Here is a 23534-nt window from a genome sequence, read left to right as displayed (position 1 = left end):
TCCCGAAGGAGTGACCTATAATCGCGAAAAAAGAGCATTTCTAACCTCCAAAGTAAATTCGCTGTTTGAGCCAATTGCGCAACTGAACTGCATTACAGGCGGGGATAAAGAAAAACGAGGGTGTCTCAATAGTAATTTGGGGCACCTTTTTTTATTTTCATTTTTTAGGGTGGGTTTATCCACAAAAGCGCTGTATAACTAAAGGTATTTCTGGTTTAGTAATAAGCACTGGTCGTGTTGTTTTTAAGGGTATGGCAAGAGGCAAAACATTATCGGTTGTATTTAAAAGCAACTTCCAAAACCAGGCGATGTTACTTCCGCCTGACATAAATGAACTTATATCTCCTAATCATCCAGTTAGGGTTGTAAACGAAGTGTTGGAGAAGGTAGATATAAGTGAACTGATCAAACTATACAAACCAGGTGGTACCAGCAGCTATCATCCCCGCATGCTGCTCAAAGTGCTGGTATACGGATATATCAATAATATTAAAGTAGCCGTAAAATTGAAGAAGCGGTATCACAGAATATAAACTTCATGTGGTTGGCTGGGATGAGCACCCCTGATCACAATACCATCAACCGCTTCCGGGGACAACGTCTTCAGAAAACATTACAACCCATATTTACTCAGGTAGTCTTACTGTTATGCGAAGAAGGATTATTGAGTATCAAAGATTTATATACAGATGGCACCAAGATAGAAGCCAATGCCAACCGTTATACGTTTGTATGGGGCAATGCAATCAAACACAACAGGGAAAAAATAAAGGAGCAGTTAAATGAATTGTGGCAGTACGCCAAGTCCGTTGCGGCCTCAGAGTTAGATGATACTGATCCGTCTGGTTTTGATAAGATCGATTCACAGAAAGTTACTCAGACCATAGATGCGATTAATGCTGCGCTCAAAGACAAGAAAGTAGCTAAGGGCGTAAAGCAAAAATTAAACTATGCAAAAAAGAACTGGCCGGCCAACCTGGATAAATATGAAGAGCAGGAAAAAATTATGGGCGAACAAAGAAACAGCTATAGCAAAACAGATAAGGATGCCACTTTCATGCGCATGAAGGAAGACCATATGAAAAATGGTCAGTTAAAACCAGCCTATAACGTCCAGATCAGTACTAATAATCAATACATAGCCTCTTATAGTATACATCAAAATACGACCGATACCAACACGCTGATTGATCACCTTAGCCAACACATAAACAACTTCAAACAAAAGCCCAATAATGTTACTGCCGATGCAGGTTATGGAAGTGAAGAAAATTATCAATGGTTGGAAAAAAAGCGTATAACGGCTTATGTCAAGTATAACCAGTTCGACCGGATGCAGAATGAAACCATACGTAACAAAAATCCATTTACTGTAGATAAGCTTACCTATGATGAACACAACAACCAATACATTTGCCCGATAGGCGAACCAATGAAACATATTGGTTGGACGATAGAAGAAACAAAAGCAGGGTATCCACGAGTGATAGATAAGTACAAGGCTTCAAACTGCGAAGGCTGTTTTTTATATGGAACCTGCCATCAGCAGAAAGGTGATCGCATAATAGAGGTTAGCCTAAATAACCAACGCCTCAAAGAACAAGCAGAAAAACGATTAAAGAGTAAACGAGGTATCCAAAAACGTAAACAGCGTTGCTTCGACACAGAACCCGTGTTTGCAAATATTAAATATAATCATAATTTTAAGCGCTTTATACTACGAGGCAAAGAAAAAGTAGCAGTTGAAACCGGTTTACTGGCACTCGCACACAACTTAAGAAAGAAAGCGGCTTAAAAAAAGCCAGTGCAAATCTCCGCCCTTTAAAAATCATCTTCCGAAAATCATCTTTCTCAAGAAATTTTACTTCGATTCTATTACACTCCATACATCGCCATAAAACAAAAAAAGGGCGCCTCTTATTTTTGAGACGCCCTCGTCCAATTTAGTCGGGTCAACTGGATTCGAAAGACCGGTGAAGCAACTGAAGAGAAAGATATCTTTTACAACGGTAAGCCTTTCAATCAAAAACTGTTGGTCCATCATGTTTTGTAATTCTTTTTCGGATAATGCAGTTCTTTCTACCTCTCGATCCCTCATCTTGAATTGAATGAAGGGATTTTTTGATAACCTGCCACTGCGTAAACAATGATTGACTATTTTATTAAAATTCCTTAGATATTGCATTGTTGTGTTATGATTGCATTTACGCACACTTTTCAGCCAAAATTCAAACTCCGAAATAAACTCATAATCCAATTGATTAATATCTATATCAGTGACCTTGTACTTCCACTGTAGAAATGAAACCGTGAAAGAGTAAACAGTCTTGTAACGTGTAAATGTGCCTTTCGAAAATTCACGACCGACAAGTTCAGCCATTTGCTCATTATGCCGCTGAAATATCTTCAATAGCATATAAACTTCTTTCTTAATTTCATCACCGTGTAATTTTGTCTTAATGTTTTCCGCGGTAACGGGCTGATCATTGTCTAGCAATTGCTTCCTTATCTCATACACTTTTCTCTCAATTATATCAAGATAATCGTTAACAGATTTGGCGTACTGGGTTTTACCCTCAACTCTCCCTGCAGTGGCATTCCATTTTAACGGGTCGCATTTCATTTTGGTACTTACTTCACGACTTGCTCGATTAACGGTTATGCATAAGTAAATAGGCAATTCAGTTGCCTTCTTATTCCTGGTGGTTTTAAGGTGAAAAAATAAACCGAAACTCTTTTCCATTTTCTGCTCATTTAATGGTTTGAAAATTACGCCAAAGGCATAGTTGATTAATCGAGTTCAGTTCTTACAAAGTGTTAATAAATAGCGCGTTGTGTTAAGTTTCTGGAGTCTTTATAAGTTTAGGTAAGACTCCGCGGATTACTCCGGTAACTATATCCATAAAGTGCAGTAAAAGCAGGTATGTTTAAAATGCAAAAAGCCTGCAAATGCTTGATTTTGAAGGCTTTCTTGTTAGAAGCTTATCTCAGTTAATTGCTCACCGCGGAAAGAGAGGGATTCGAACCCTCGTACCGAACAAGCCGGTAAACGGTTTTCGAGACCGTCCCATTCAACCACTCTGGCATCTTTCCGTAACGGGGTGTAATTTAATTGATTCCTGTAAATCGGCAAAAGACTGGCTTTTAGCACTACAATCATATGGTAAATAGCATCAAACCCCTACAGGAATAGCCTGCGGCTCCCACAAAACCCCTACTTTTTACATGTAAGGTCCTTGAGAGGTTCTGTAGACGTTTTAGAGGGGTTCAGGCCTGGTCATATACAATAACCTACCATTAACCATAGGATATCTGTAGCTTATCCATGGATAAACATCCTGTAAAAGTCTTGTAAATGTCCCGTAAATGTCTCGTTAAGGTCTTGTGAAAGTCTCGTGAGGGTCTCGTTAAGGTCTCGTGAAAGTCAGGCAATGATCCTGATCAAGAAGAAGGAAGGGCTGATCGTAGTATGAGTATAATTTGTAGATTGTATAACTCATTACAATATACTAAAATTTATCTTATGGCGAAGCGGGATGCTGTCATTAAAATAAATGGAAAATTCGATGATGAAGTGTTTGTAAATAACAAATACGGACGCCACATTCGTAAAGCGCCCAAAAAAGGTACCAAAAAAAATGAACCGGCCCTTAAGGAACAATATAACCGCACCGGCTTCCTGAATACCCTCGCCGGTGATTTGAACAAAGTGATCGGCGCTTACGCCGGTCCGTTAAAGCCTACTAATTTTTACCAGGTGCTTCAACAGCATTTCCGCAAAGAACCGGTGAATAACCGGTTCCTGTTGCTGAAACAACTGGAAGGCATGGAAGTAAATCCAAAATATGCACTCAATAAACTGGGTGATGCCAGGGTAACCGTACTTACTACCGCAAAGACAATAACCGTGAATCTGCACATTCTTTTTCATCCTTCCAGGTATGTTGGCAGATACAAAGCCGATTGTTATACATATGAAGTGTCCTTATTATGCTGGAAAAAAGGTAATGGGGCTTCTTTTCATGCACGCCAGTTCAGTGAATGGATCTCCCTGAAGGATGGCCTTCCTGATTTCGATTTCGGGTTTACCCGGCCGGCCGGTACGGTGCACTGGCTTGTATGTTTAAAACAACAACTAGGTATCAACGAAGAACCGGTTCCTACTTTCCGTGCAGAAGGAATGATGATCATGTCTGCATGGACTTCCGATAAAAAAGATCTGGCATTGCTGGCTAAAAAAGAGGAAGAGGAGAGCGCAAAGGCCGAAAAGGCGGCCACAAAAAAAGTACAGGAACAAATAGTGCGTGTAAAGGCAAAAGCAAAGCGACAACTATAAGATGGGCCATCGGCCCATTTACCTGCCTAACCTATTTTAGCAACTAACCTGCCCGGCAATGTCGCGGGGCAGGTTGTTATATAGAGATTATTTAATACTATAAAAGAAGTTCCGAAGCTCATCTGCAAAAACGCCCGGTACTTCAAGCGCAGCGAAATGTCCGCCTTCTTTCATTTTGTTGAAGCTCACTACATTTACAGATCGTTCGGCCCACTCTTTTGGAAATTGTGCTTCTCTTGGAAATAACGCCACGCCGGCTGGTACATTGGTCTTCTTCAAAGGCTGCGCGCCCGACCACTGGGCAATGGCATCCGCTTTGTACATTCTCATGGAAGTGCTAACGGATTGCGTTACCCAATAGATCATAATGTTGGTCAACAACGCGTCCCTGCCGCCGAAAGCCTCCTCTATTATTTCAGCCGGTGCACCGGCATTGATAAAACTAAGGATCCAGCCGGCAAGCCCAACGGGCGAATCGTTGAGGCCATAGGCCAGCGACTGCGGTTTGGTGGCATGTACCATGGCATAAGCTCCTTCGGCATACCACCACTGTTGTACAAACCCGGCGAATTGCTTTTCGGCTTCTGTCATGGTAGCCGGATCTTCCTGCCCCATAGGATAACCCACATCGGTAAAATGTACACCGGCCACTACTTCGGCATATTTTGAGGCCAATGCTTTGGTAACGTTCATGCTTATATCGCCACCGGCCGCATAGAATTTTTCATAGCCGAGGTTCCCGGTCATCAGTACTTTCCATAAGTCGGCAACCGCTTCACTGGAGAGGGCTGTTTTTTCAGAAAAACCAAAGCCGGGAATGGATGGAATAACCAGGTCAAAACTTTGATTGCCTTCGGTGAGCAGGGGGATCATTTTGTGAAAGCGGTAATAACTGTCGGGCCAGCCATGGGTCAATATCAGGGGTTTGGCATTGTTACTTTTCCCCTTTATATATTGAAAATGTACTTTTATGCCATTCACATCGGCGATGTACTGGGGATATTTGTTGAGCAGTGACTCGTGTTTGCGCCAGTCGTACGATGTTTGCCAGTAATGAACCAGGTTTTTCAGGTATGCTTCACTGGTGCCAAAAGCCCAGCCCGATCCATCGGCTTCGCCCGGCCACCGTGTATTTTGCAAACGATGTTTCAGATCATCCAATACCTGTTGGGAAACCGTTATCCTGAATTCCGTTACATTCTTCATTGCTGATATTTTTTTGGTTGAGAATAAGCGAAAAATAAGTTGACGAGTTAACTAGTTGACGAGTTAACGGGTTAACAAGGTCTGTACTTATTGGTTGAGGCAACAAAGCTATGCTTTCGGCAAGCCATCCGGCTTGTCAACATTTCGGAATAAATGGTATAAACTTCGGTTTCTTATGCTCCTGATCAGCAATGTTCCGTTTATCCTTTGCGGTATTGGGCGGGTGTATTTTGCGTATGCTTTTTAAATGACTTCGTAAAATGGGAGGCATCTTCAAAACCTAAACAATGGCATATTTCCTGAATTGTCATAGTAGTTTGCCTGAGCAGGCTTTTGGCTTCCATCATTACAAATTCGTCGATGAAGTTTTTGGCCGACTTCCCTAATTCAACCTGTAAAACCTCGCTCAGGTATTTAGGGGTGATATTTAATTTGCCGGCGTAGAAAGACACTTCCTTATTCCGGATGAAGTGTTCGCCCACCAGTTTCCTGAATTCCTGCGTAATTTCTTCCCGCCTCGAAACAACCGCGTTCCTTGGCCTGTCTTTATGAATGGAATGAAATGTATTGACTAATGAGAGCAGCGAATAAACGATTCCGGGGATGGTTTCTTTGTCGTCTTTCAGCACTTTTAGTAAATCAAACAACGATCTCATCTTTTTTACCTGTTCTTCCGTCAACTGTATAACATGATTACCACCATGAAAAAAGAACGACAGGGAATTCAAAAAAGACTTGGCGTGCATGCCCTCAAATAATTCTTCCGTAAAGTATACCGTATCGTGTTCTGCCGTATAATTGCCAGTCCATTGGCAAACCATTCCGGGGCCAACCGTAGTGAGGCTGTGAGATCGTAGCGTATAATCGGTACTGCCGATCTTGAAGATCTCTCCTTTACCTGTATAGGTAATTCCCAATCCATAAGCGAATGTTCTGAAAGGAAAATTTACGTGTGCGCTTTGATAGGTTTGGCTATCGGCTAGAAAAAATGGCAGGTTAAAGCTATGGGCATTCTGGTGTTTGAGGTACTCGTACAGGTTAAAAGACTTGAGGTTGAATTTTTTCTGCATATGAATCTTGTTGGTCGGAATGACTTTATAAACATCGCTGGTCAATATTATGGTTATTTTCCTTCCTGTCCGAATTCCCTGACCGGAAACCGAAAAAAAGGAGCTATGTAAATTACACGTAACCGATAAATGCAAGCGCCGGGCCGCCACTACCGATGCCAATGGCCGTGAGTTTTGGGGTAACTGCAGCGCCTGCAGCAATTCGGTGCCGGGGCAAACGGCCGTATCACAACGCCCCCACCCATGGTTGTATGTAATGCGGGTAACCGTTATTAATAAAAAACCGCGTGTATCCATATCAGATAAATTCGATAACTTTAAGAAAAGGCGTACACTTCATTCCGGAATCATTCCATCTCTTTTAATCCGGCTCCATTTTCATTTTTACTATATCGTTTTCATTCATCTCAAATCTATTTTATGAACCGATTAAACCTTACAACAATCGTTCTCGTGTTACTAACGATCGCTTCCTGTAAAAAGAGCGTTACAAATGATAAAGGATCTCCTGTTGCCGGTTCCGAAACCGTCAATGCGGTAGAAGAATGCCAGCCCACTATGTACAACCTGGCGGTTGACTCTGTATCGGGCGCTTCCTATATTTTTAAAGTGGCAGGTTCGCCCGGCGCCGGCCCTATTTCCGTTTCTCCATATAACGTAAGCGGCAACAATCAGCTGAAAGATCTCAGCGGCAATCCCATATTGCGCGCCAGTGGTTTGGCCTACGATCCCGCAACCGGGATCTTTTATGGCACAACCGGTATCTCGGGGTCACCGATACCGAATGCCATTTTCAAATTCACCGATCCTAACCTGGTGAGTATAACACCTGCCGTAAACAGCTGTGGCATTGCGCTTGATTTAAGCGATGTGGAAAGAGACCATACCACCGGCGCTTATTTCGCCATCAACCGCGGTACGGTAGCGCCCAATAACCGCATCGTTAAACTGGGATTGCCCGGTATGGTAACTGTAAATTGTTTGCCGAACCCGCTGCCCGTAGGTTTAAATGCGCGTGGGTTGACCTTCAACTGCAACGGTATGTTATACGTTATGCATACCAGCGGCATCAATGGTACCATCGTTTTTGTGAATAAAGTAACAGGTTTGAACGGACCTGCCTATGCGTATCCCGGCCCCATTACAACGTTTGCATCAGTGCCAACCCCTGAAGTGGGATTGCATTTCGATTGTAGCTGCATAGGCCGTTTCATCACCGGCAGCTTTAACCCAATAACCGCTACCCGCTATACGGATGGTCTACCGGCAGGTTTGGGCGGCCCCATCTACAACACGGTGGTGGGCGCAATAAAACCTACCGTTGATTTTGCCCGTCCGTATTAAAGCAGTGGAATGACGCCGGAATGAACCGCCTTTAAAAAAGACCCATTATCGCTCGAAGAGGATGAATTTTTAAGTTTTACCAAAAAAAAATTTAATTGCCGGCCTCTCCAATTGCCTGATAACTGTGTTGTTTTGGCCGATAACTGCGCAATTTTGCCAATAGGCGTGTAAAACATTGAATTTTGACCGGTTGCCCCATACCGGCACGCCCGCTGCCTCTTGTTTAAACGAAATTCAACAAGTAACTTTCCGCTGCCAAAACTTTAACCCAGTATAGCCACCATTGATAATCCCTAAACCGCATGAACGCACCATCCCCGGCCGGAATATACCTGTTAGCCCTGATCCTGCTTACAGGTGTTTCAGTTAAGGCCCAGCTAAACGTTAACTTTACCGTAGATAAAACCTCAGGATGTTCGCCGCTTACCGTTTCGTTTACGAATAAAACAACCGGCGCTTCCGCCAATGCCGTTTACAGTTGGGACCTTGGAAATGGCAACACATCGGCGCTTGCCAGTCCGTCTGGTATTTATATCGATGAAAAGTCATACACCGTTACGCTTACAGTGCGGGATGGTAGTCAAACCGCCAGCAGAACGGCAACCGTTACGGTACATCCAAAACCGGTAGTTGATTTTTCCGCTCCCGTAGTAAAAGGCTGCAATCCTGTAAATACGACGTTTACCACCACCGTTCAGCCAGGCAGTGGCGGTATTACCAGTTACCATTGGGATTTGGGCGATGGCAGCACCCGGCAATCCGCTTCGCCCTCCATTTCACATAACTATACACAGGTGCAAAAAGCATCGGTAATTTTAACAGCCACTAATAATTTTGGTTGTTATAGTACCGTTTCAAAGAAAGACTATATAACCATTCTGCCGGCATTGACGGCTAATTTTACTGCCGATAAAAATATGGTTTGCCGCGCCGGGGACCCTGTGCAATTCACTAATACCAGTACCGGCCCCGGAACACTCAGTTACGCATGGAACTTTAGCAATGGCAATACCTCCACCCAACAGAACCCTCAGCACGTTTACAATACAAAAGGTGTTTATTCTGTTTCCCTAACGGTGAATAGTTCTGAAGGCTGCGCTGCAACCAAAACATTGAATAACCTGAACGTAGAAACTTATAGGTCGGATTTCTCTGTGCCTGTACCTGTTTGCACCGGGGTTGGCAACATGTATACAAATACCAGTACACCTGCAGCCAGTACTTATTCATGGTATGTAAATAACCAAAACACTTACTATAATAACACTTCTCTTTATCATTACCTGTATTCATCCGGAACCTATACTATAAAGCTGGTAAACACATTTGGCACCTGTAAAGATTCTGCAGAGAAGCAGGTGAGTGTAAAACAAACGTCAGTTTTAAATGGGTTTGTGGCTAATATTAAAGGTGTTTGCGGCGCTCCTGTAGATGTTGAGTTTAATGATACCACTCCCAATGCAGCAAAATGGGAGTGGGATTTTGATTATTATAATGGAATAAATGTAGAATCTTATGTAAAAAACCCGGTACACCGTTTTACCGGGGAAAGCAATTGGCTGGTAAAGCTGACTATGACCAATACAGACGGCTGCGTTAGCAGCGTCTTTCAGAACGTTAATGTTATTGGACCGCAGGTAACTATTGGTTATGTCAATCCCAACGATCCATCGAAAAATCCCCGGTACTGCACCAATAACCCTATCGGGTTCCGTGCCTATACTAATGAAGAGATCGTTTCTTATAACTGGAATTTTGGCGACGGAGGCACCTCCGCTCTTGAAAATCCGGTGCATGTTTATACAACACCGGCTACTTATCACGTAACCCTCACTTATACTACTAAGAAAGGTTGTACCAGGGTTGCTCATATGTTCTATGATGTACCCATTGCCCAGGAATCCAAAATAACGAACATTGTCGCTTCAACCAATACCGTTTGCGGAAACCAACCAGTTAATTTTACCGCAACCGTTACGAATTCAACTTTGGGGGGACAATACTATTACTGGAATTTTGGGGATGGAACCAGCAGTGGCGGATATCAATATGCCAACACAGTAAGTCATCAGTATTTTAAAGACGATACGTATACGGTTACGTTGATCTATGGCGGTATTAATGGTTATTGTCCTGATACAATGACAATGCCCGGTGTAGTTAAGGTGCTGCCGCCGATACCCAAAATAACCGCCTGGGAAAACACTTGTGACGGCATGAGGGATACAGTTACTTTTAAACAAAGCACTGTTAAAGGACAAACCTGGACCTGGGATTTTGGTGACGGCGCCACTTCCACACTTACAACAGATGAGCCTTCTGTTAAACATGGTTATGCCAATACCGGAACCTATAAAGTGGTTCTTACAGCCACGAATGGGGCGTGTTCGGTAAGGGATTCTGTTACGGCATATGTATTGAAGAAACAGTATCCAATACTTTCTTCCGTTCCTGCTTCCGTATGTAAGAATGATCCAATACCAATAAATGTTTCAAATGTTGAACGAAATCCGTTTGGAAGATTTTACTGGATTGAAAAAGCGCTTTACGGCGATGACAGCTATGCCGGCAGTTGGGGCGGCAATGATTTCGAAACGGTTTTTAATGGCTACCTCTCCTATAATAATCTTATACCAGGGAAGAAAGATCTGAAAGTGGTTATCAGAAATTATTCGGGGTCATATTATCACTTAACATGTTATGATACTACCAACGTGGTGCCGTTTTTAGTAAAAGGTCCCATTGTCGGGTATAAGATCACCAACAACAATGTATGTTTTAACACACCGGCTGCTTTTCAGGATACTTCCATAAGCGTGGGCGGAACTATACAAAAGTGGGAGTGGAGCTTCGGCGACGGCCAGACAAATGTCAATACACAAGGCGGCACCGTGTCGCATACATATAATACACCCGGTGATTATTGGGTAAGCCTGAAAGTAACGGATAATTCAGGTTGTCAGGGAGCCACTTCAAGTTACTATTCACCAGTAGAGATTACAGGCCCCAAAGCCGCTTTCTCAACATCAGCTACAACAATAGCACTGGCCGGTACCGTTAATTTTTTCAATAATACCAATAACAATAACGCCTTCGGCACCACCTACCGGTGGCAGATCGACGGCGTTGAGTTTTCAACTGATTTTAGCCCTTCCTATACATTCAACCAGGCGGGCACATATACCATCACACTGATAGCTACCGGCAATTCGGGGAGCTGTTCTTCAACTGCTTCACAGGTTATAACCGTTAAAAACTTCAATGCCGCGTTCGATATGATCACGGCTGCCATAACACCCAATAGTTGTCCGCCGGTACTGGTGCGTTATACCAATAAATCGCAAAACTATAACCGCCTGGTATGGAATTTCGGCGATGGCACTGTTATTGAGAATGTGGCTAACCCCAGCCATTTTTATGAGCAGGCGGGTAAGTACTATATTACGTTACAGGTATATGGCGCCAACGGAGTAAATGGTACTTTTTACGATTCCGTTACCATCCTGCAGCCCGAGGCGGTTATGCAAAGCAGTGCGCTGGATATATGTAAGGGAAGCAGTATCACCTTGAACGCCGTTGCCAAAAATACCGGTGCATATGTTTGGGATTTTGGCGATGGTAGTGTGGTTTCGACAACGGATACGTTTGCAACCCATCAATATTCTACATCGGGCTTATACTCACCAACCCTGATCATGGAACAGGCAGCAACCGGGTGTACCGGTTCTGTGCCACTGCCCGATAAGATCAATGTGCGGCCCAATCCCGTGGTTACTATTTCACCGGCGCAACCGCTCATTTGCAAAGGCGCCTCCATTCCGTTACAGGCAAGCGGCGGCGTTACCTACGAATGGCTGCCGGCCGCCGATCTGAGCAATACGGCAATTGCGAACCCGGTGGCGTCACCATTGCAAACAAGTTCTTATACGGTAAAAGTTACAGATGATATCGGTTGTAAGAATACGAGTAGTGTTACCGTGGAAGTGGTACAACCGGTTCAGGTTGTTGTAAGCGGTGATAATGAGATCTGCCAGGGCGAAACGGTTAACCTGAAAGCAGGCGGGGCGGCCATATACAAATGGGTGAATGATATCGATGGCCTGAGTGATATCAATATTCCCGATCCAACGGCAACACCGGGTGGTACAATCACCTATTCCGTTGCGGGTTCAGATGCCCATAGTTGTTTTTCCGATACGGCCGGCATCAGGATTGAAGTAAGACCCCTGCCTGCGGTAAGTGCCGGGCAGGATGCTCAGTCATGGCCCGGTGAACCTGTACCGTTGCAGGCTACCGGCAGCAGTGATGTTATCAACTACAAATGGACACCTGCTGATTATCTCAGTTGCACTGATTGTGCCAACCCGGTTTGTACACCGCTCAGCACAAAATCATATGCCATTACCGTAAAGAACCAATATGGCTGTGCCGCTACCGATACTGTGGTAGTGAAATTGTTGTGCGATGAGAACAGGGTGCGGATCCCGAATGGTTTTACCCCGAATGGCGATGGCCGGAATGATGAGTTTATCATTAAGGGTATTGGCATTATCAAACACCTGGTGATCTTTAACCGCTGGGGACAAAAAGTATACGATCGCAGCAATTTTATTGCCGGCGACCGGTCATTGTGCTGGAATGGTACCTTCAATGGTTACCCGGCCGAAGCGGGTTCCTACGTATATTTTGTAGAGCTTGAATGTCCGGAAGGAACTTTCTCTAAAAAAGGCACCATGACGCTGGTACGTTAATGCTGCTGAAACATATAACTGTGCCCCGACGGTGCCGTCGGGGCATTTTTTTTCAGGTGGCGGCTCAATGAACACCTAACAATATCGTAACATACCACCTGCGGTGGTCTGGCGTTAATGGCGGTAATTTCGCCGGTTTAATATTGGTGCATACAAATGATCGGTAAGAAAACAGGCGTGGGTTCAGCAACCCGTTATATTACAGGTATTTTGGTAGCGGCAACGGCCTGTTGTATCCATTTCTCCTTTAACCCGCCTTTTAATGATACCCGCGCCATAGCCATGGCTTACGCCGATGAGTTTGAAAAAGCCGCTATTGAGCTGGAAACAATTGCCAGTGCATTTAAATTCAACAAGGCCGGGTTGAAAGAACTGCAAACCGCGGTGCTTTCAACCAGGCTGGCATACAAAAAAGCGGAATGCGTGCTGGCTTATTATTATCCTGAATATATTGAAGAACATATAAACGGCGCCCCGGTGCTTCATATAGAACGTAATGACAGTCGCGCCATTGTAAAGGAACCTGAAGGTTTACAGGTGCTCGATGAACTGGTAACCGGCGACGCCGATGCCGGGAAAGTGAAAATTGCGTCGCTGGCCCAACTGCTGAAAACACATTGCCACACCCTGCTGGCCGGATTTAAACAGCAGCCAGTAAAAGAAAACGAATGGATCGATGCCATGCGATTGCAGCTCATTCGTATTTTTTCAAAAGGCATTACCGGATTCGATACGCCCGGCTCATTGAATGCCCTGCCGGAAGCGGTGAGCTCATTGACGGCACTTAAAACAATATCGGCCGTTTTGCTGAAAGAAATGAACAAAGAGAAAGGTGGGAATAAGCTTATCCGGTTATTGAACGATGCCATTGCCTTTCTGCAACAAGCCGGATCGTTCGATGATCTTGACCGGCTGACATTCCTGAAACAATATATCAATCCGCTGTATGCCGAACTCTTGCTGTTGTCGTCCAAAACGGTAATCGCAGCAGATGCCTGGAATAAAGCAAGCCGTAATATTTTTGCTGCCGATTTTCTGAACCCGTATTTCTACAGCGGATTGAAGGAACAGGAAGATAACGACGCCCTGCGTTCGCTGGGGAAGAAACTGTTCTATGATCCTTTATTAAGCAGCAATAACCAGATCAGTTGCGCCACCTGTCACGATCCGGCAAAAGCGTTTGCCGATGGCCGAACCAAATCATCGAGCAATGTACAGGGGCAAACGGTACAGCGAAATGCACCCACACTGTTGAATGCCGCATATGCCCGGCGTTATTTTTACGACATGCGGGCGTTTACCCTCGAGCAGCAGGCCGAACATGTTATTTTCAACCAGATGGAATTTAACACGGCATACGCCGCCATTCTGCAGAAGTTGAATAGCAATGAACAATACCGCGGCCTTTTTAAAAAGAGTTTTGGCGGCAGCCATATAAACCGCGATCAGTTCTCCAAAGCACTGGCTTCCTACGTGCTTTCGCTAAGGGCATTGAATAGTACGTTCGATAAATATGCGCGGAATGAAATAAAGACCATCGATGCGGAAGTGCAGCAGGGGTTTAATTTGTTTATGGGAAAAGCCCAATGCGGTACCTGTCATTTTGCCCCCACGTTCTCGGGACTGGTACCGCCCTTATATACAGAAAATGAAAGCGAAGTGCTGGGCGTTCCGGAAGATCCTGACGCCCCGGTAAAAAAAGCAGATGCCGATAGCGGCCGCCTGGGCAATAAAATATATAGTGAACAGGCCTGGATCTTTGAGCGATCGTTCAAAACGGTTACTGTACGCAATGCCGGGCTCACAGCGCCTTATTTTCATAACGGAAGTTATAAAACGCTTGACGAGGTGGTTGATTTTTATGATAGCGGCGGTGGCGTTGGAATGGGATTGGAAATAAAAAATCAAACGCTGGGTGCAGATTCGCTGCATTTGACCGATGGTGAAAAGAGATCATTGGTCGCTTTTATTCAATCGCTTAACGATACCGGTGAAATCACAGGTTATTGAGTTATTCAGTTATTGAGTTATTCAGTTGTTCAGTTATTGAGTTGTTCTGTTATCAGGTTCGAGCAACAAGGAATTGATAAAACACATGGACAAAAAAAGATTCATCATTCTTCCTTTTTTATTGTTATCCCTGTTGTTTCAACTTTCGTTTCGCAATAATGGGGCAGAACCGGACCTGCGTTCGATAATCATAACGCAGGCAGAACAATTTTCTCTTCAGGTAGATTCATTGAATATCGCTGCGCAAGCCTGGGCTGCGGGAAAAATAAAACCGGCCGCGCTCAGGCGGCAACTGTTAAAAACAAGGAACAGTTACAAAGGCGTAGAATACATTGTTGAATATTATTACCCCGAACATACCAAGGAGCATCTGAACGGTCCGCCGTTGTATCATGCCGATCCGTACCCATATAAACAAGACGCTTATTATTCCATGCCCGCTGCAGAATATGTGAACAGTGCGCCGCTCGATTATCTCGAAAAAGACCATTATCTCGATTCGCCCAAAGTGATAGCGCCCCGTGGGTTGCAGGTGCTCGATGAATTGTTGTTTTCCGGTGAGGCAGATACCCAACAGGCGCTGCAACTTACCGGCGAATTGAAAACGAAATGGGCCATTGTAATGCAGGCGCTGGTGAAAAGAAAGTTCTTTCAGCCGTTCGAGATCATGGAGGCCAGCCGGCAGGAGCTTATCAGGATCTTTACACTCGGTATTACCGGTTTCGATACGCCGGGTTCGCAAAATGCGCTGGAAGAAGCGCGCGCTGCTTTACAGGCAATACAGCAGGTAACCAAACCGCTTGTGACCGCGTCGCGCGTTCAGCCCGTGACACGGTTATTTTCAACCGCCAATACCTTTCTTTTACATGCAAAAGATTTTTCAACTTTCGACCGGCTTACCTTTCTTAAACAATATATCAATCCATTGTATAAGGTATTACTGCAGGTTCACCAGCAACGGCAGTTGACCACTTCGGAAAAACTTACCGGCAAACCGGCGCCCGTCAATTATTTCAGCACCAATTTGTTTGCCGCCGATTTTCTGAACCCATATTATTACAGCCTGTTGAAGGAAGGCCAGGATAGCGAACGCCTGCAACAACTTGGAAAAAAATTGTTTTACGACAAACGCTTAAGCCGCTCCGGCACGTTGAGTTGCGGCAGTTGCCATCAACCCGAAAAAGCGTTTAGCGATGGCATGCCCAAATCGTTGACAGGGGAGGGGAACAATACCGTGCAGCGTAATGCCCCCACGCTGATCAATGCGGTATATGCCGACCGTTATTTTTATGACCTGCGCTCGTTCGATCTCGAAGACCAGGCCGGCCAGGTGATCAAAAATCACCTCGAGTTTGATACCGATTTTCCTGCCATCCTGAATAAGATCAATTCCGATACAACGTATACGAATGCGTTTGACCGCGTTTACAATAATAAAACAAAACCGGTAAGCCGCAGTCAGTTTGCATCGGCGCTTACTTCCTATCTTATTTCATTGCGGTCGTTCAACAGTTCGTTCGATCGGTATGTACGCGGTGAAAAGAAAACCATTTCACCCGTAGTAAAAGACGGCTTCAATTTGTTTATGGGAAAAGCGAATTGCGGAACCTGTCACTATGCACCCCTGTTCAGCGGACTGGTACCGCCTTTTTACAGAGAGAGTGAAACCGAAGTGATCGGCGTATTGGCCAAACCGTTGCAGAAAATTGTGGATAACGACAGGGGCAGGGCGGCCAACAAAGTGTTTCAGGAAGATCTTTCGATCTATGAACATGCATTTAAAACTGTTACTGTGCGTAACGTGGCGTTGACCGGTCCTTATTTTCATAATGGGGCATACAATACGCTGGAGCAGGTGGTCGATTTTTATGACCATGGCGGCGCCGCCGGTGTGGGACTTGCCAATGAATTACCCAATCAAACTTTATCGGCTGATTCGCTGCATTTGTCGAAGTATGAGAAGAAAGCTATTGTTGCGTTTTTGCGATCACTAAGTGACTCTTCGGTCATTAGAAAGTTCGGGCCACAAATCGGCAATCGTGAAACGGCAACCCCCAAAAACTAAAAAATAAGGGCCAGTACTGGTATTACCTTTATCAACTATCATCTTATCGACTTGTCAACCCCTCGTCAACTCGTCAACAAGTCAACTCGTCAACTCGTCAACAAGGCAACTCGTTAACTATTCCTTAAAGATATCATAATGATTAAAAGACGCTAAAAGGTTTTTTAAAGTCCACTTTTGCTGCCGTAAATTATAACCCTACGGATATGACCAAACAAAGGCTATGGTTACTGCTTACAGCTCTTATTGCTTTGATAACAACTACACGCGCTCAATCATTACCCGGCGACTCCATTGTATTCGGACCCATGTTCAGTCCGGTTTACAATGACTCTGTGCGGGTATGGGTGCTTACCAAAACAAATACAGGTTCGGGCGATGCGCTTTCCCTCGAGGTTACGGCCGGCAATGCGCCCGGTACGCCCATACCCGGCGTAGTGCACAATACCGATGACCGCCTGGGGTACAGGTTGCGCTCGTTCGTATATGCCAGCCTGGTGGCTGGTGAAACCTATAGCGCTGTACTGAAAAGAAATGGGGTAGCAGTTCGTACTTCAACCCTTAAGAATGCCGCAAATACCATAGGCGATTTTGAATTCCTTACCGGCGGCTGCGGACGTATTTACGATACCACCCGCTGTATCGACCGCCCTGAATCACAAACACACAAGAACGGCGATCCCGCTATCTTCAATAAAATGGCTGCCGAAGGCAGCGACCTCATGATCTGGCTGGGCGATGCTACCTACCTGTTAGGTTTGCAACACGCCATGGGACAATGTCCGAACGGGGTCGACGACTGGGCCAATAAAGATATGGCCTTTGCCCGTTATATATTTTACCGCCAGTTTCACGATTCGTTAACGAGGGCCATGCCGCAACTGGCAATCACCGATAACCACGATACCGGTCCGAATGAATTTGACAAAACCATGCCTACGCTTGGCGCCATGAAAGAGATCTTTATGGACTGGTGGCCCAATCCTGAATACAAAAGCACCAGCGCGGGACAGGGACTTTTCTCTTCTTATAAATACCAGGATGTTGAATTCTTTCTGCTGGATAACCGCAGTTACCGCGATGGCATTCAACAACAGCTGGGACCCGAACAACTGGATTGGCTGAAACAGGGCTTACTGAATTCAACCGCTGCATTCAAAGTGCTGATCTCAGGAACGCCTGTATTTGCCAAACATTGGGGCGGAAGGAATTTTTCCGTTACGGCACAGGCCGATGACCTTATGCAGTTCATTAAAACAAACAATATAGATGGCGTTCTGGCGTTCAGCGCCGATATACATGAACAGGAATTTTACGGCCGTTATGCCGATGGAAAATACCCGTTCTTCGATATCATTTCCGGTAACCTTAACTCAGACGTAGGCAACGGCCAGTTTTCTGTGAATTACAACAACGAGCGTATGCTGCGCGGGGTTAAACAAACTTACGTACGCGTAAACGTTTATGGCAATGCCGGCGACAGAAGAATGAAAATAGCTTACGTAGGTTTAGACGGACAAGCATATTTTCAAAGCATCATTCACGCCGATATGTTAAAAAGCGTGGATGAAAGCGCCAGAAGAATATCGCTGCAGTTCACCAATTCGTTGAAAGACTCTTCTTCCTACGACCTGCTTGTAAAATCGGGAAGTATCACCTATGAAAACGATCGCAAAGGCAATGCGCTGGCGGCGGCCCGGTTCAATTCCGGTACGGCGCTTAGCTACCCGGCACCTGACCTTAGCGACAGGGCTTTCAGTATCGGTTACTGGGCCAATCCGGCACAGTTCCTGGCTGGCGCAAATGTCGTTCTGTCGAACGCATCGGCCAATGCAGGTATTTCGCTGGGTTTTAATAGTGACGGCTATCCGCAATATACCGATCATAAAAACAATACAACCTACACAGCTACGCGCAACCTGGTAGTTAATAAATGGGGTTATATAGTATGGAAGTATGATAATGTAAAACAACAGTTATCGCTGTTTTACAATGGATGGCCGGTACAAAGCTGGAGCAATGTAACCGCACCGGCATCTTCTTCGGCCGACCTCATCATTGGCAGCGACTTCAATAACAACCATTATACAGGGTTGCTCGATGATGTAACTGTTTATGGAAAACTGATCTCCGATAGCCGCATACTCGAAACTTCGGGTTATACCTCGCATAGGGGCGGTGTATTGAAAGTGGCCGGCGCATCGAATATGTTCATTCCCGGCGCCGCCGTCAATACCGCATTGGGCGGCAACTTCACTATAGAATTCTGGGGAAAGCTCAATGCCGACCCCGGCACCAATTTTAAAATACTGGCCAGCAACGGCCGTGTAAATAATAACACCACCGGTATTTCCTTTGAGTTCCCCGATAACAATAAACTGAATATCGTATGTGGAACCAATACCGGCAGTTGGAACACGATTTCCGATAAAGGCAGTTCCTGGAACATCGGCGAATGGAACCATGTGGCTGTTTCTGCAACAAAGAACGGCATGCTGGTATATTATGTAAATGGCGAAAAAATAGGGGAGACCGCCTTCGCCGGTTACGCAGCCAATACATTCGGGCTGGCCTTAGGGTATAGCACTTATTATGGCGGCAGCGGTGTTCAGGCAGAAATGGATGAACTGCGCATCTGGAATGTAGCGCTTAGCCAGGACAGCATCCGCAAGCGGATGCACTATCCGCTTAGCGGTTCAGAAACCGGTTTGCAGTATTATTATACTTTCGAAAAACATACCGATACCTCCATTATCAGTAAAGGGGCGCAGCCTTATGAAATTACATTGAAAGGCGGCGAACTGGTATCGGCCACCTCACCTGTAGCCGACATAGCCAGCGAATATAAAAGCAGGGTAACCGGTAAATGGAGCCGTGCCGGCGCCACCAACAATGGATTGAGCTACCCCGATGCCATTACTGTATATAACAGCAATATCGTTACCGGTAAAAATGACGATAACACACTGGTAACCGGAAAAACCAGCGGCATCGATTATCTGAAAGGCGGCTGGCAGATCGATCCGCTGAACAATTCATTTGCCACTATTAAAGTTAGCCTGGCCGATGCATTGCCCAAGGCCGATTCAATAATCAAAATTGCCGGCAAATTTTATTTATTACAACAAACCGCAATAGCCGATTCACTGGTGACCGTAAGCCAGGGAAATTATGACGGGCAGCATATCACCTTCCCCAACGTATTCCTTGAAGAAGGTGTTTATCACCTCGGCTGGCAGGCCGATACAACCGGCCTTTCGATCACCTCAACCTTTAAGGTGAATACCGGCAGCGATGATGCCGAACAGGATATTACTGCCGGAACGATGTATCTCACCAGCTCTGACCTGGAGTTCACCAAAGATGGCGCCAGCGATCAACTGCTGGGATTACGCTTTACCGGGGTAACCATTCCGCAGGGCGCTGATATCACCAATGCATATTTGCAGTTTACGGTCGATGAAGTAAATACAACCGGCGATGTAAACCTGTTGGTGGGGGTAGAGAATACCGATAACCCGCTTGCCATGGCCACATTCGATTTCGATATCTACCATCGGATCATGAACTATGGCGATACGCTTATCTGGAAACCCGGCCCGTTTGCGGCAGTAGGCGATGCAGGCGCCGACCAGCGCACGCCAGATGTTTCAAAGCTGTTGCAATCTATCGTTAACAGGCCGAACTGGAAACCGGGCAACGCAGTATTGTTCACCCTTATAGATCCGGCAGCAGCCCAAATACCCGGCTATACCGCCAATACCGGCAAACGTGTAGCGCAGGCTTATGAAAACAATGCCGCCAACGCAGCCAAACTGGTTGTAACCTATACTGTTCCCGACAGGTACCAGAACGGAACGTTCCCGCTTGCTAAAAAAGCATCGTGGAAATACAACGACAGCGGCACCGATTTAAGCCATACCAACTGGACTGATCTACACTACAACGACAGCAGTTGGGCCTACGGTAACGGGATCCTCGGTTATGGCGATGGCAATGCAACCACCACGCTTAACTATGGAAGCGATGCCAATAACAAACGCATTACCTATTACCTGCGCAATACCTTCACCGTAGATGACCGTACAAAATACGATTCGCTGGTATTCGATGTGTTGCGCGATGATGGCGCTATTGTGTATGTGAACGGAACCGAGGCCTTCCGCATGAATATGCCTGCGGGAACTGTCAACAACAATACCCTGGCATCTGCCGCAGTGGGCGGAACCGACGAAACAACGTACTTCCGCGCCAAAACCGCCAACCTGCTGCAGGATGGTCTGAATGTGATCGCCGTGGAATTACACCAGAATGCGGCCAACAGTTCCGACCTCAGTTTTGATATGGAAGTAGGCTTTACAACGCCGCCATTGAAACCGGCTACCTATCCGTTAACAAAAAGCGCCGTCTGGCATTATCTCGATAACGGCTCAAACCTCGATGCAGTTGCCTGGAAGGATACCACCTACAGCGATCGCGACTGGGCAACCGGACAGGGACCGCTTGGCTATGGTGATCCTATGACAACCACCATTGGTTATGGTCCAGATGCCAACAATAAGTATATAACCTCTTATTTCCGCCGCGATATGACCATCGATACGGCTGCATTGCCCGATTCGGTTGAATTTGGCGTGCGCAGGGATGATGGTTTTATTTTCTATGTAAATGGTGTTGAAGTGATCAGGGATAACATGCCCGCCGGCGTTATAACATATCAAACAGTTTCTGCCAATACCATCGACGGCGCAGCAGAAAGCATTTATTATACATTCAAATTGCCAAAGACCATTTTCAGGCAGGGAAGGAACCAACTGGCGGTTGAAGTGCATAACCGCAGCGCCAACAGTTCTGATCTTGGTTTTGATTGTTACATAAAAGATGCACCCAAACTGAATCCGCCGGTAGCCTGTACCGATAAACATATTGGCTGTTTTACATCCATTGTGCCTACGGCGCAAACCAACAAAATGATCATTCCCGCGGAACACGATTTCCAAATGATCTTTAAACAGGGCGATGCTTATAAGAATGCACCAGGAACCGTTCCCGGCAACCACGATTTCACCGGTTATGTTCCAATGAATGGCAGCAGCGTACGCGGTCACTTATCGGTGAACCACGAGAATTCACCCGGCGGCGTATCGATGCTGGAAATACATTACAACGACACTACCCGGTTATGGTATGTCGACAGCTCGAGACCGGTTGATTTTTACAACAACGCGTTGGTAACAACTATGCGTAACTGTTCGGGCGGTATAACGCCATGGGGTACGGTTATTACCAGCGAAGAATCGTTGAACGGCGGTGATGTGAATGGCGATGGCTATGAAGATGTGGGTTGGAACGTGGAAATTGACCCCGTTACAGCCAAGGTGATGGATTATGACGGTGATGGCAAACAGGATAAATTATGGGCCATGGGCCGCATGAACCACGAGAACGTAGTAGTAGCTGCGGACCGCAAAACAGTTTATTACGGTGAGGATGGCGGTACACATTGTGTTTACAAATTCGTAGCCGATGTAGCCGGTAACCTGAGCGCCGGTAAAGTATATGTGCTGAGTCTCGATCAGCCGTTAGTAAACGATGATCCTTCAGGCAACACGGCCCGCTGGATCCAGTTGCCCAATGCAACCCCGAATGACCGTAACAATATGAGCTCCATCGCCGCTTCGCTGGGCGGAACGAATTTCAACGGGGTGGAAGATTGCGAGATCAGTCCGGTCGATGGCAAAATATACTTTACCTCAAAAGGAAAGAACCGGGTATACCGCTTTACCGATAAGGGTGGTATTGTAGAGAACTTTGAAACATTTGTTGGCGGTATGTCGTACCAGTTGAATACCAGACAGGGTGTTTATACAGAAGCCTGGGGCGGTGGTAACGATAACCTCACCTTCGATGATAAAGGTAATTTGTGGGTGCTGCAGGATGGTGGCAACTACTACATCTGGGTGGTGCGTCCCGATCATACCCAAAGCAATCCGCGGGTTGAATTGTTCGGTTCTATGCCTTCCGGTTCAGAGCCAACAGGTTTGACGTTCTCGCCCGATTACCGTTTTGGTTTTGTTTCTGTTCAACACCCGGGCGGCAATAACGTTGCCCAGCCGGATGCTACTTTAAATAATGTAACCTTCAATGGCTCGGCTACCATCGTGATCGCACTCGATGAAAACCTGGGCACGCAAAAGCCGGTGGCCAATTTTAAAGCCGATACAACGGTTATAACTTCCGGAAATAAAGTAGTGTTTACCGACATCAGTAAGTATTACCCTACAACAAGAAGCTGGAAGTTTGAAGGCGGCACTCCTGCCACTTCAACAAAGGCAACGGAAACCGTAACCTATAACCAGGCCGGTAAGTATAAGGTAGAACTGGTGGTATCGAATGCCGCAGGCGCTGATACAGTGGTAAAAACGCAATATATTACCGTAAACAGTGTAACGGCCGTACCGGATGTAGCGCTGGCGAAAGAATTGAAAGTGTATCCAAACCCAACAGACGGCTGGATAAAAGTGGAATTCAGCCTGCCGGTTGGTAAAAAGATAACACTGGAGCTATATGATGCCATTGGTAAAAAGCTCACCAATCTCGATAAACTGGTTTCAACCGGTACTTTACAACAAATGGATTATAACATCCGTCCGTATGTGAAGAACAGCCAGGTGTTCACGATCGTATTCAGAACCGAAAATGGTATTGTGAGCCGCCGGTTATTATACCTGAACAGATAATGTAATTCAGGT

The 23534-nt window shown here is 45.7% G+C and carries 11 protein-coding genes, 1 tRNA gene and 1 pseudogene; 9 read left to right on the top strand and 4 right to left on the bottom strand.

Annotated elements, in window-relative coordinates:
* From A4R26_RS35400 to A4R26_RS08195, 3 genes and pseudogenes are all read left to right on the top strand, one after another.
* On the top strand, nucleotides 1-202 hold a 202-nt coding region (locus tag A4R26_RS35400; protein WP_207625709.1), incomplete at its 5' end, for a hypothetical protein.
* Between the two features lie 49 nt (nucleotides 203-251).
* Nucleotides 252-532, top strand: a pseudogene (locus tag A4R26_RS36270) (transposase); the annotation flags it as partial.
* A 6-nt stretch (nucleotides 533-538) separates the two neighbouring features.
* Nucleotides 539-1795, top strand: coding sequence for an IS1182 family transposase (locus A4R26_RS08195; protein WP_500684385.1), 1257 nt, complete (start codon nucleotides 539-541; stop codon nucleotides 1793-1795).
* Nucleotides 1796-1861: 66 nt separating this feature from the next.
* Here A4R26_RS08195 and A4R26_RS08190 read toward each other — a convergent pair whose 3' ends face one another.
* Nucleotides 1862-2743, bottom strand: coding sequence for a phage integrase SAM-like domain and Arm DNA-binding domain-containing protein (locus A4R26_RS08190; protein WP_081163305.1), 882 nt, complete (start codon nucleotides 2741-2743; stop codon nucleotides 1862-1864).
* Nucleotides 2744-3005: 262 nt separating this feature from the next.
* A tRNA-Ser gene (locus A4R26_RS08185) sits at nucleotides 3006-3093 on the bottom strand.
* A gap of 430 nt (nucleotides 3094-3523) precedes the next feature.
* On the opposite strand from A4R26_RS08185, the gene A4R26_RS08180 reads away from it, so the two are divergent.
* Nucleotides 3524-4336: a hypothetical protein gene (locus A4R26_RS08180; RefSeq protein WP_081163304.1), complete on the top strand. Its 813-nt coding sequence runs from the start codon at nucleotides 3524-3526 to the stop codon at nucleotides 4334-4336.
* Nucleotides 4337-4423: 87 nt separating this feature from the next.
* Here A4R26_RS08180 and A4R26_RS08175 read toward each other — a convergent pair whose 3' ends face one another.
* On the bottom strand, nucleotides 4424-5542 hold the full coding sequence (locus A4R26_RS08175; protein WP_081163303.1) for an epoxide hydrolase family protein: 1119 nt from the start codon (nucleotides 5540-5542) through the stop codon (nucleotides 4424-4426).
* A 200-nt stretch (nucleotides 5543-5742) separates the two neighbouring features.
* Complete coding sequence (locus tag A4R26_RS08170) at nucleotides 5743-6612, bottom strand: helix-turn-helix domain-containing protein (protein ID WP_165760189.1); 870 nt, start codon at nucleotides 6610-6612, stop codon at nucleotides 5743-5745.
* Nucleotides 6613-7032: 420 nt separating this feature from the next.
* Between A4R26_RS08170 and A4R26_RS08165 the strand changes: the two genes are divergently transcribed.
* The 5 genes from A4R26_RS08165 (at nucleotide 7033) to A4R26_RS08140 (ending at nucleotide 23522) form a co-directional block, all read left to right on the top strand.
* On the top strand, nucleotides 7033-7956 hold the full coding sequence (locus A4R26_RS08165) for a hypothetical protein (RefSeq protein WP_081163301.1): 924 nt from the start codon (nucleotides 7033-7035) through the stop codon (nucleotides 7954-7956).
* A 302-nt stretch (nucleotides 7957-8258) separates the two neighbouring features.
* A complete protein-coding gene (locus A4R26_RS08155) occupies nucleotides 8259-12707 on the top strand; it encodes a PKD domain-containing protein (RefSeq protein ID WP_081163299.1) in 4449 nt (1482 codons plus the stop codon).
* 156 nt (nucleotides 12708-12863) lie between these two features.
* Nucleotides 12864-14717 carry a cytochrome-c peroxidase gene (locus tag A4R26_RS08150; protein ID WP_081163298.1) on the top strand — a complete coding sequence of 618 codons (1854 nt, stop codon included), beginning with the start codon at nucleotides 12864-12866 and terminating at the stop codon, nucleotides 14715-14717.
* Nucleotides 14718-14802: 85 nt separating this feature from the next.
* Entirely contained in the window at nucleotides 14803-16782 is a 1980-nt protein-coding gene (locus A4R26_RS08145; RefSeq protein WP_081163297.1) for a cytochrome-c peroxidase, read from the top strand.
* 206 nt (nucleotides 16783-16988) lie between these two features.
* Nucleotides 16989-23522 (top strand): alkaline phosphatase PhoX, encoded by a 6534-nt coding sequence (locus A4R26_RS08140; protein WP_081163296.1) that lies wholly within the window; start codon nucleotides 16989-16991, stop codon nucleotides 23520-23522.
* Nucleotides 23523-23534 lie beyond the last annotated feature (12 nt).

Origin of the sequence: Niastella populi (assembly GCF_002078015.1) — a bacterium.
Taxonomy (GTDB): domain Bacteria; phylum Bacteroidota; class Bacteroidia; order Chitinophagales; family Chitinophagaceae; genus Niastella; species Niastella populi.
This window is presented reverse-complemented; position numbering and strand designations above follow the sequence as displayed.

Coding starts and splice junctions, on each gene's coding strand:
- A4R26_RS08180 (WP_081163304.1), top strand. CDS start 3,524: ATGGCGAAGCGGGATGCTGTCATTAAAATAAATGGAAAATTCGATGAT.
- A4R26_RS08175 (WP_081163303.1), bottom strand. CDS start 5,542: ATGAAGAATGTAACGGAATTCAGGATAACGGTTTCCCAACAGGTATTG.
- A4R26_RS08145 (WP_081163297.1), top strand. CDS start 14,803: ATGGACAAAAAAAGATTCATCATTCTTCCTTTTTTATTGTTATCCCTG.
- A4R26_RS08155 (WP_081163299.1), top strand. CDS start 8,259: ATGAACGCACCATCCCCGGCCGGAATATACCTGTTAGCCCTGATCCTG.
- A4R26_RS08165 (WP_081163301.1), top strand. CDS start 7,033: ATGAACCGATTAAACCTTACAACAATCGTTCTCGTGTTACTAACGATC.
- A4R26_RS08170 (WP_165760189.1), bottom strand. CDS start 6,612: ATGCAGAAAAAATTCAACCTCAAGTCTTTTAACCTGTACGAGTACCTC.
- A4R26_RS08150 (WP_081163298.1), top strand. CDS start 12,864: ATGATCGGTAAGAAAACAGGCGTGGGTTCAGCAACCCGTTATATTACA.
- A4R26_RS08140 (WP_081163296.1), top strand. CDS start 16,989: ATGACCAAACAAAGGCTATGGTTACTGCTTACAGCTCTTATTGCTTTG.
- A4R26_RS08190 (WP_081163305.1), bottom strand. CDS start 2,743: ATGGAAAAGAGTTTCGGTTTATTTTTTCACCTTAAAACCACCAGGAAT.
- A4R26_RS08195 (WP_500684385.1), top strand. CDS start 539: ATGTGGTTGGCTGGGATGAGCACCCCTGATCACAATACCATCAACCGC.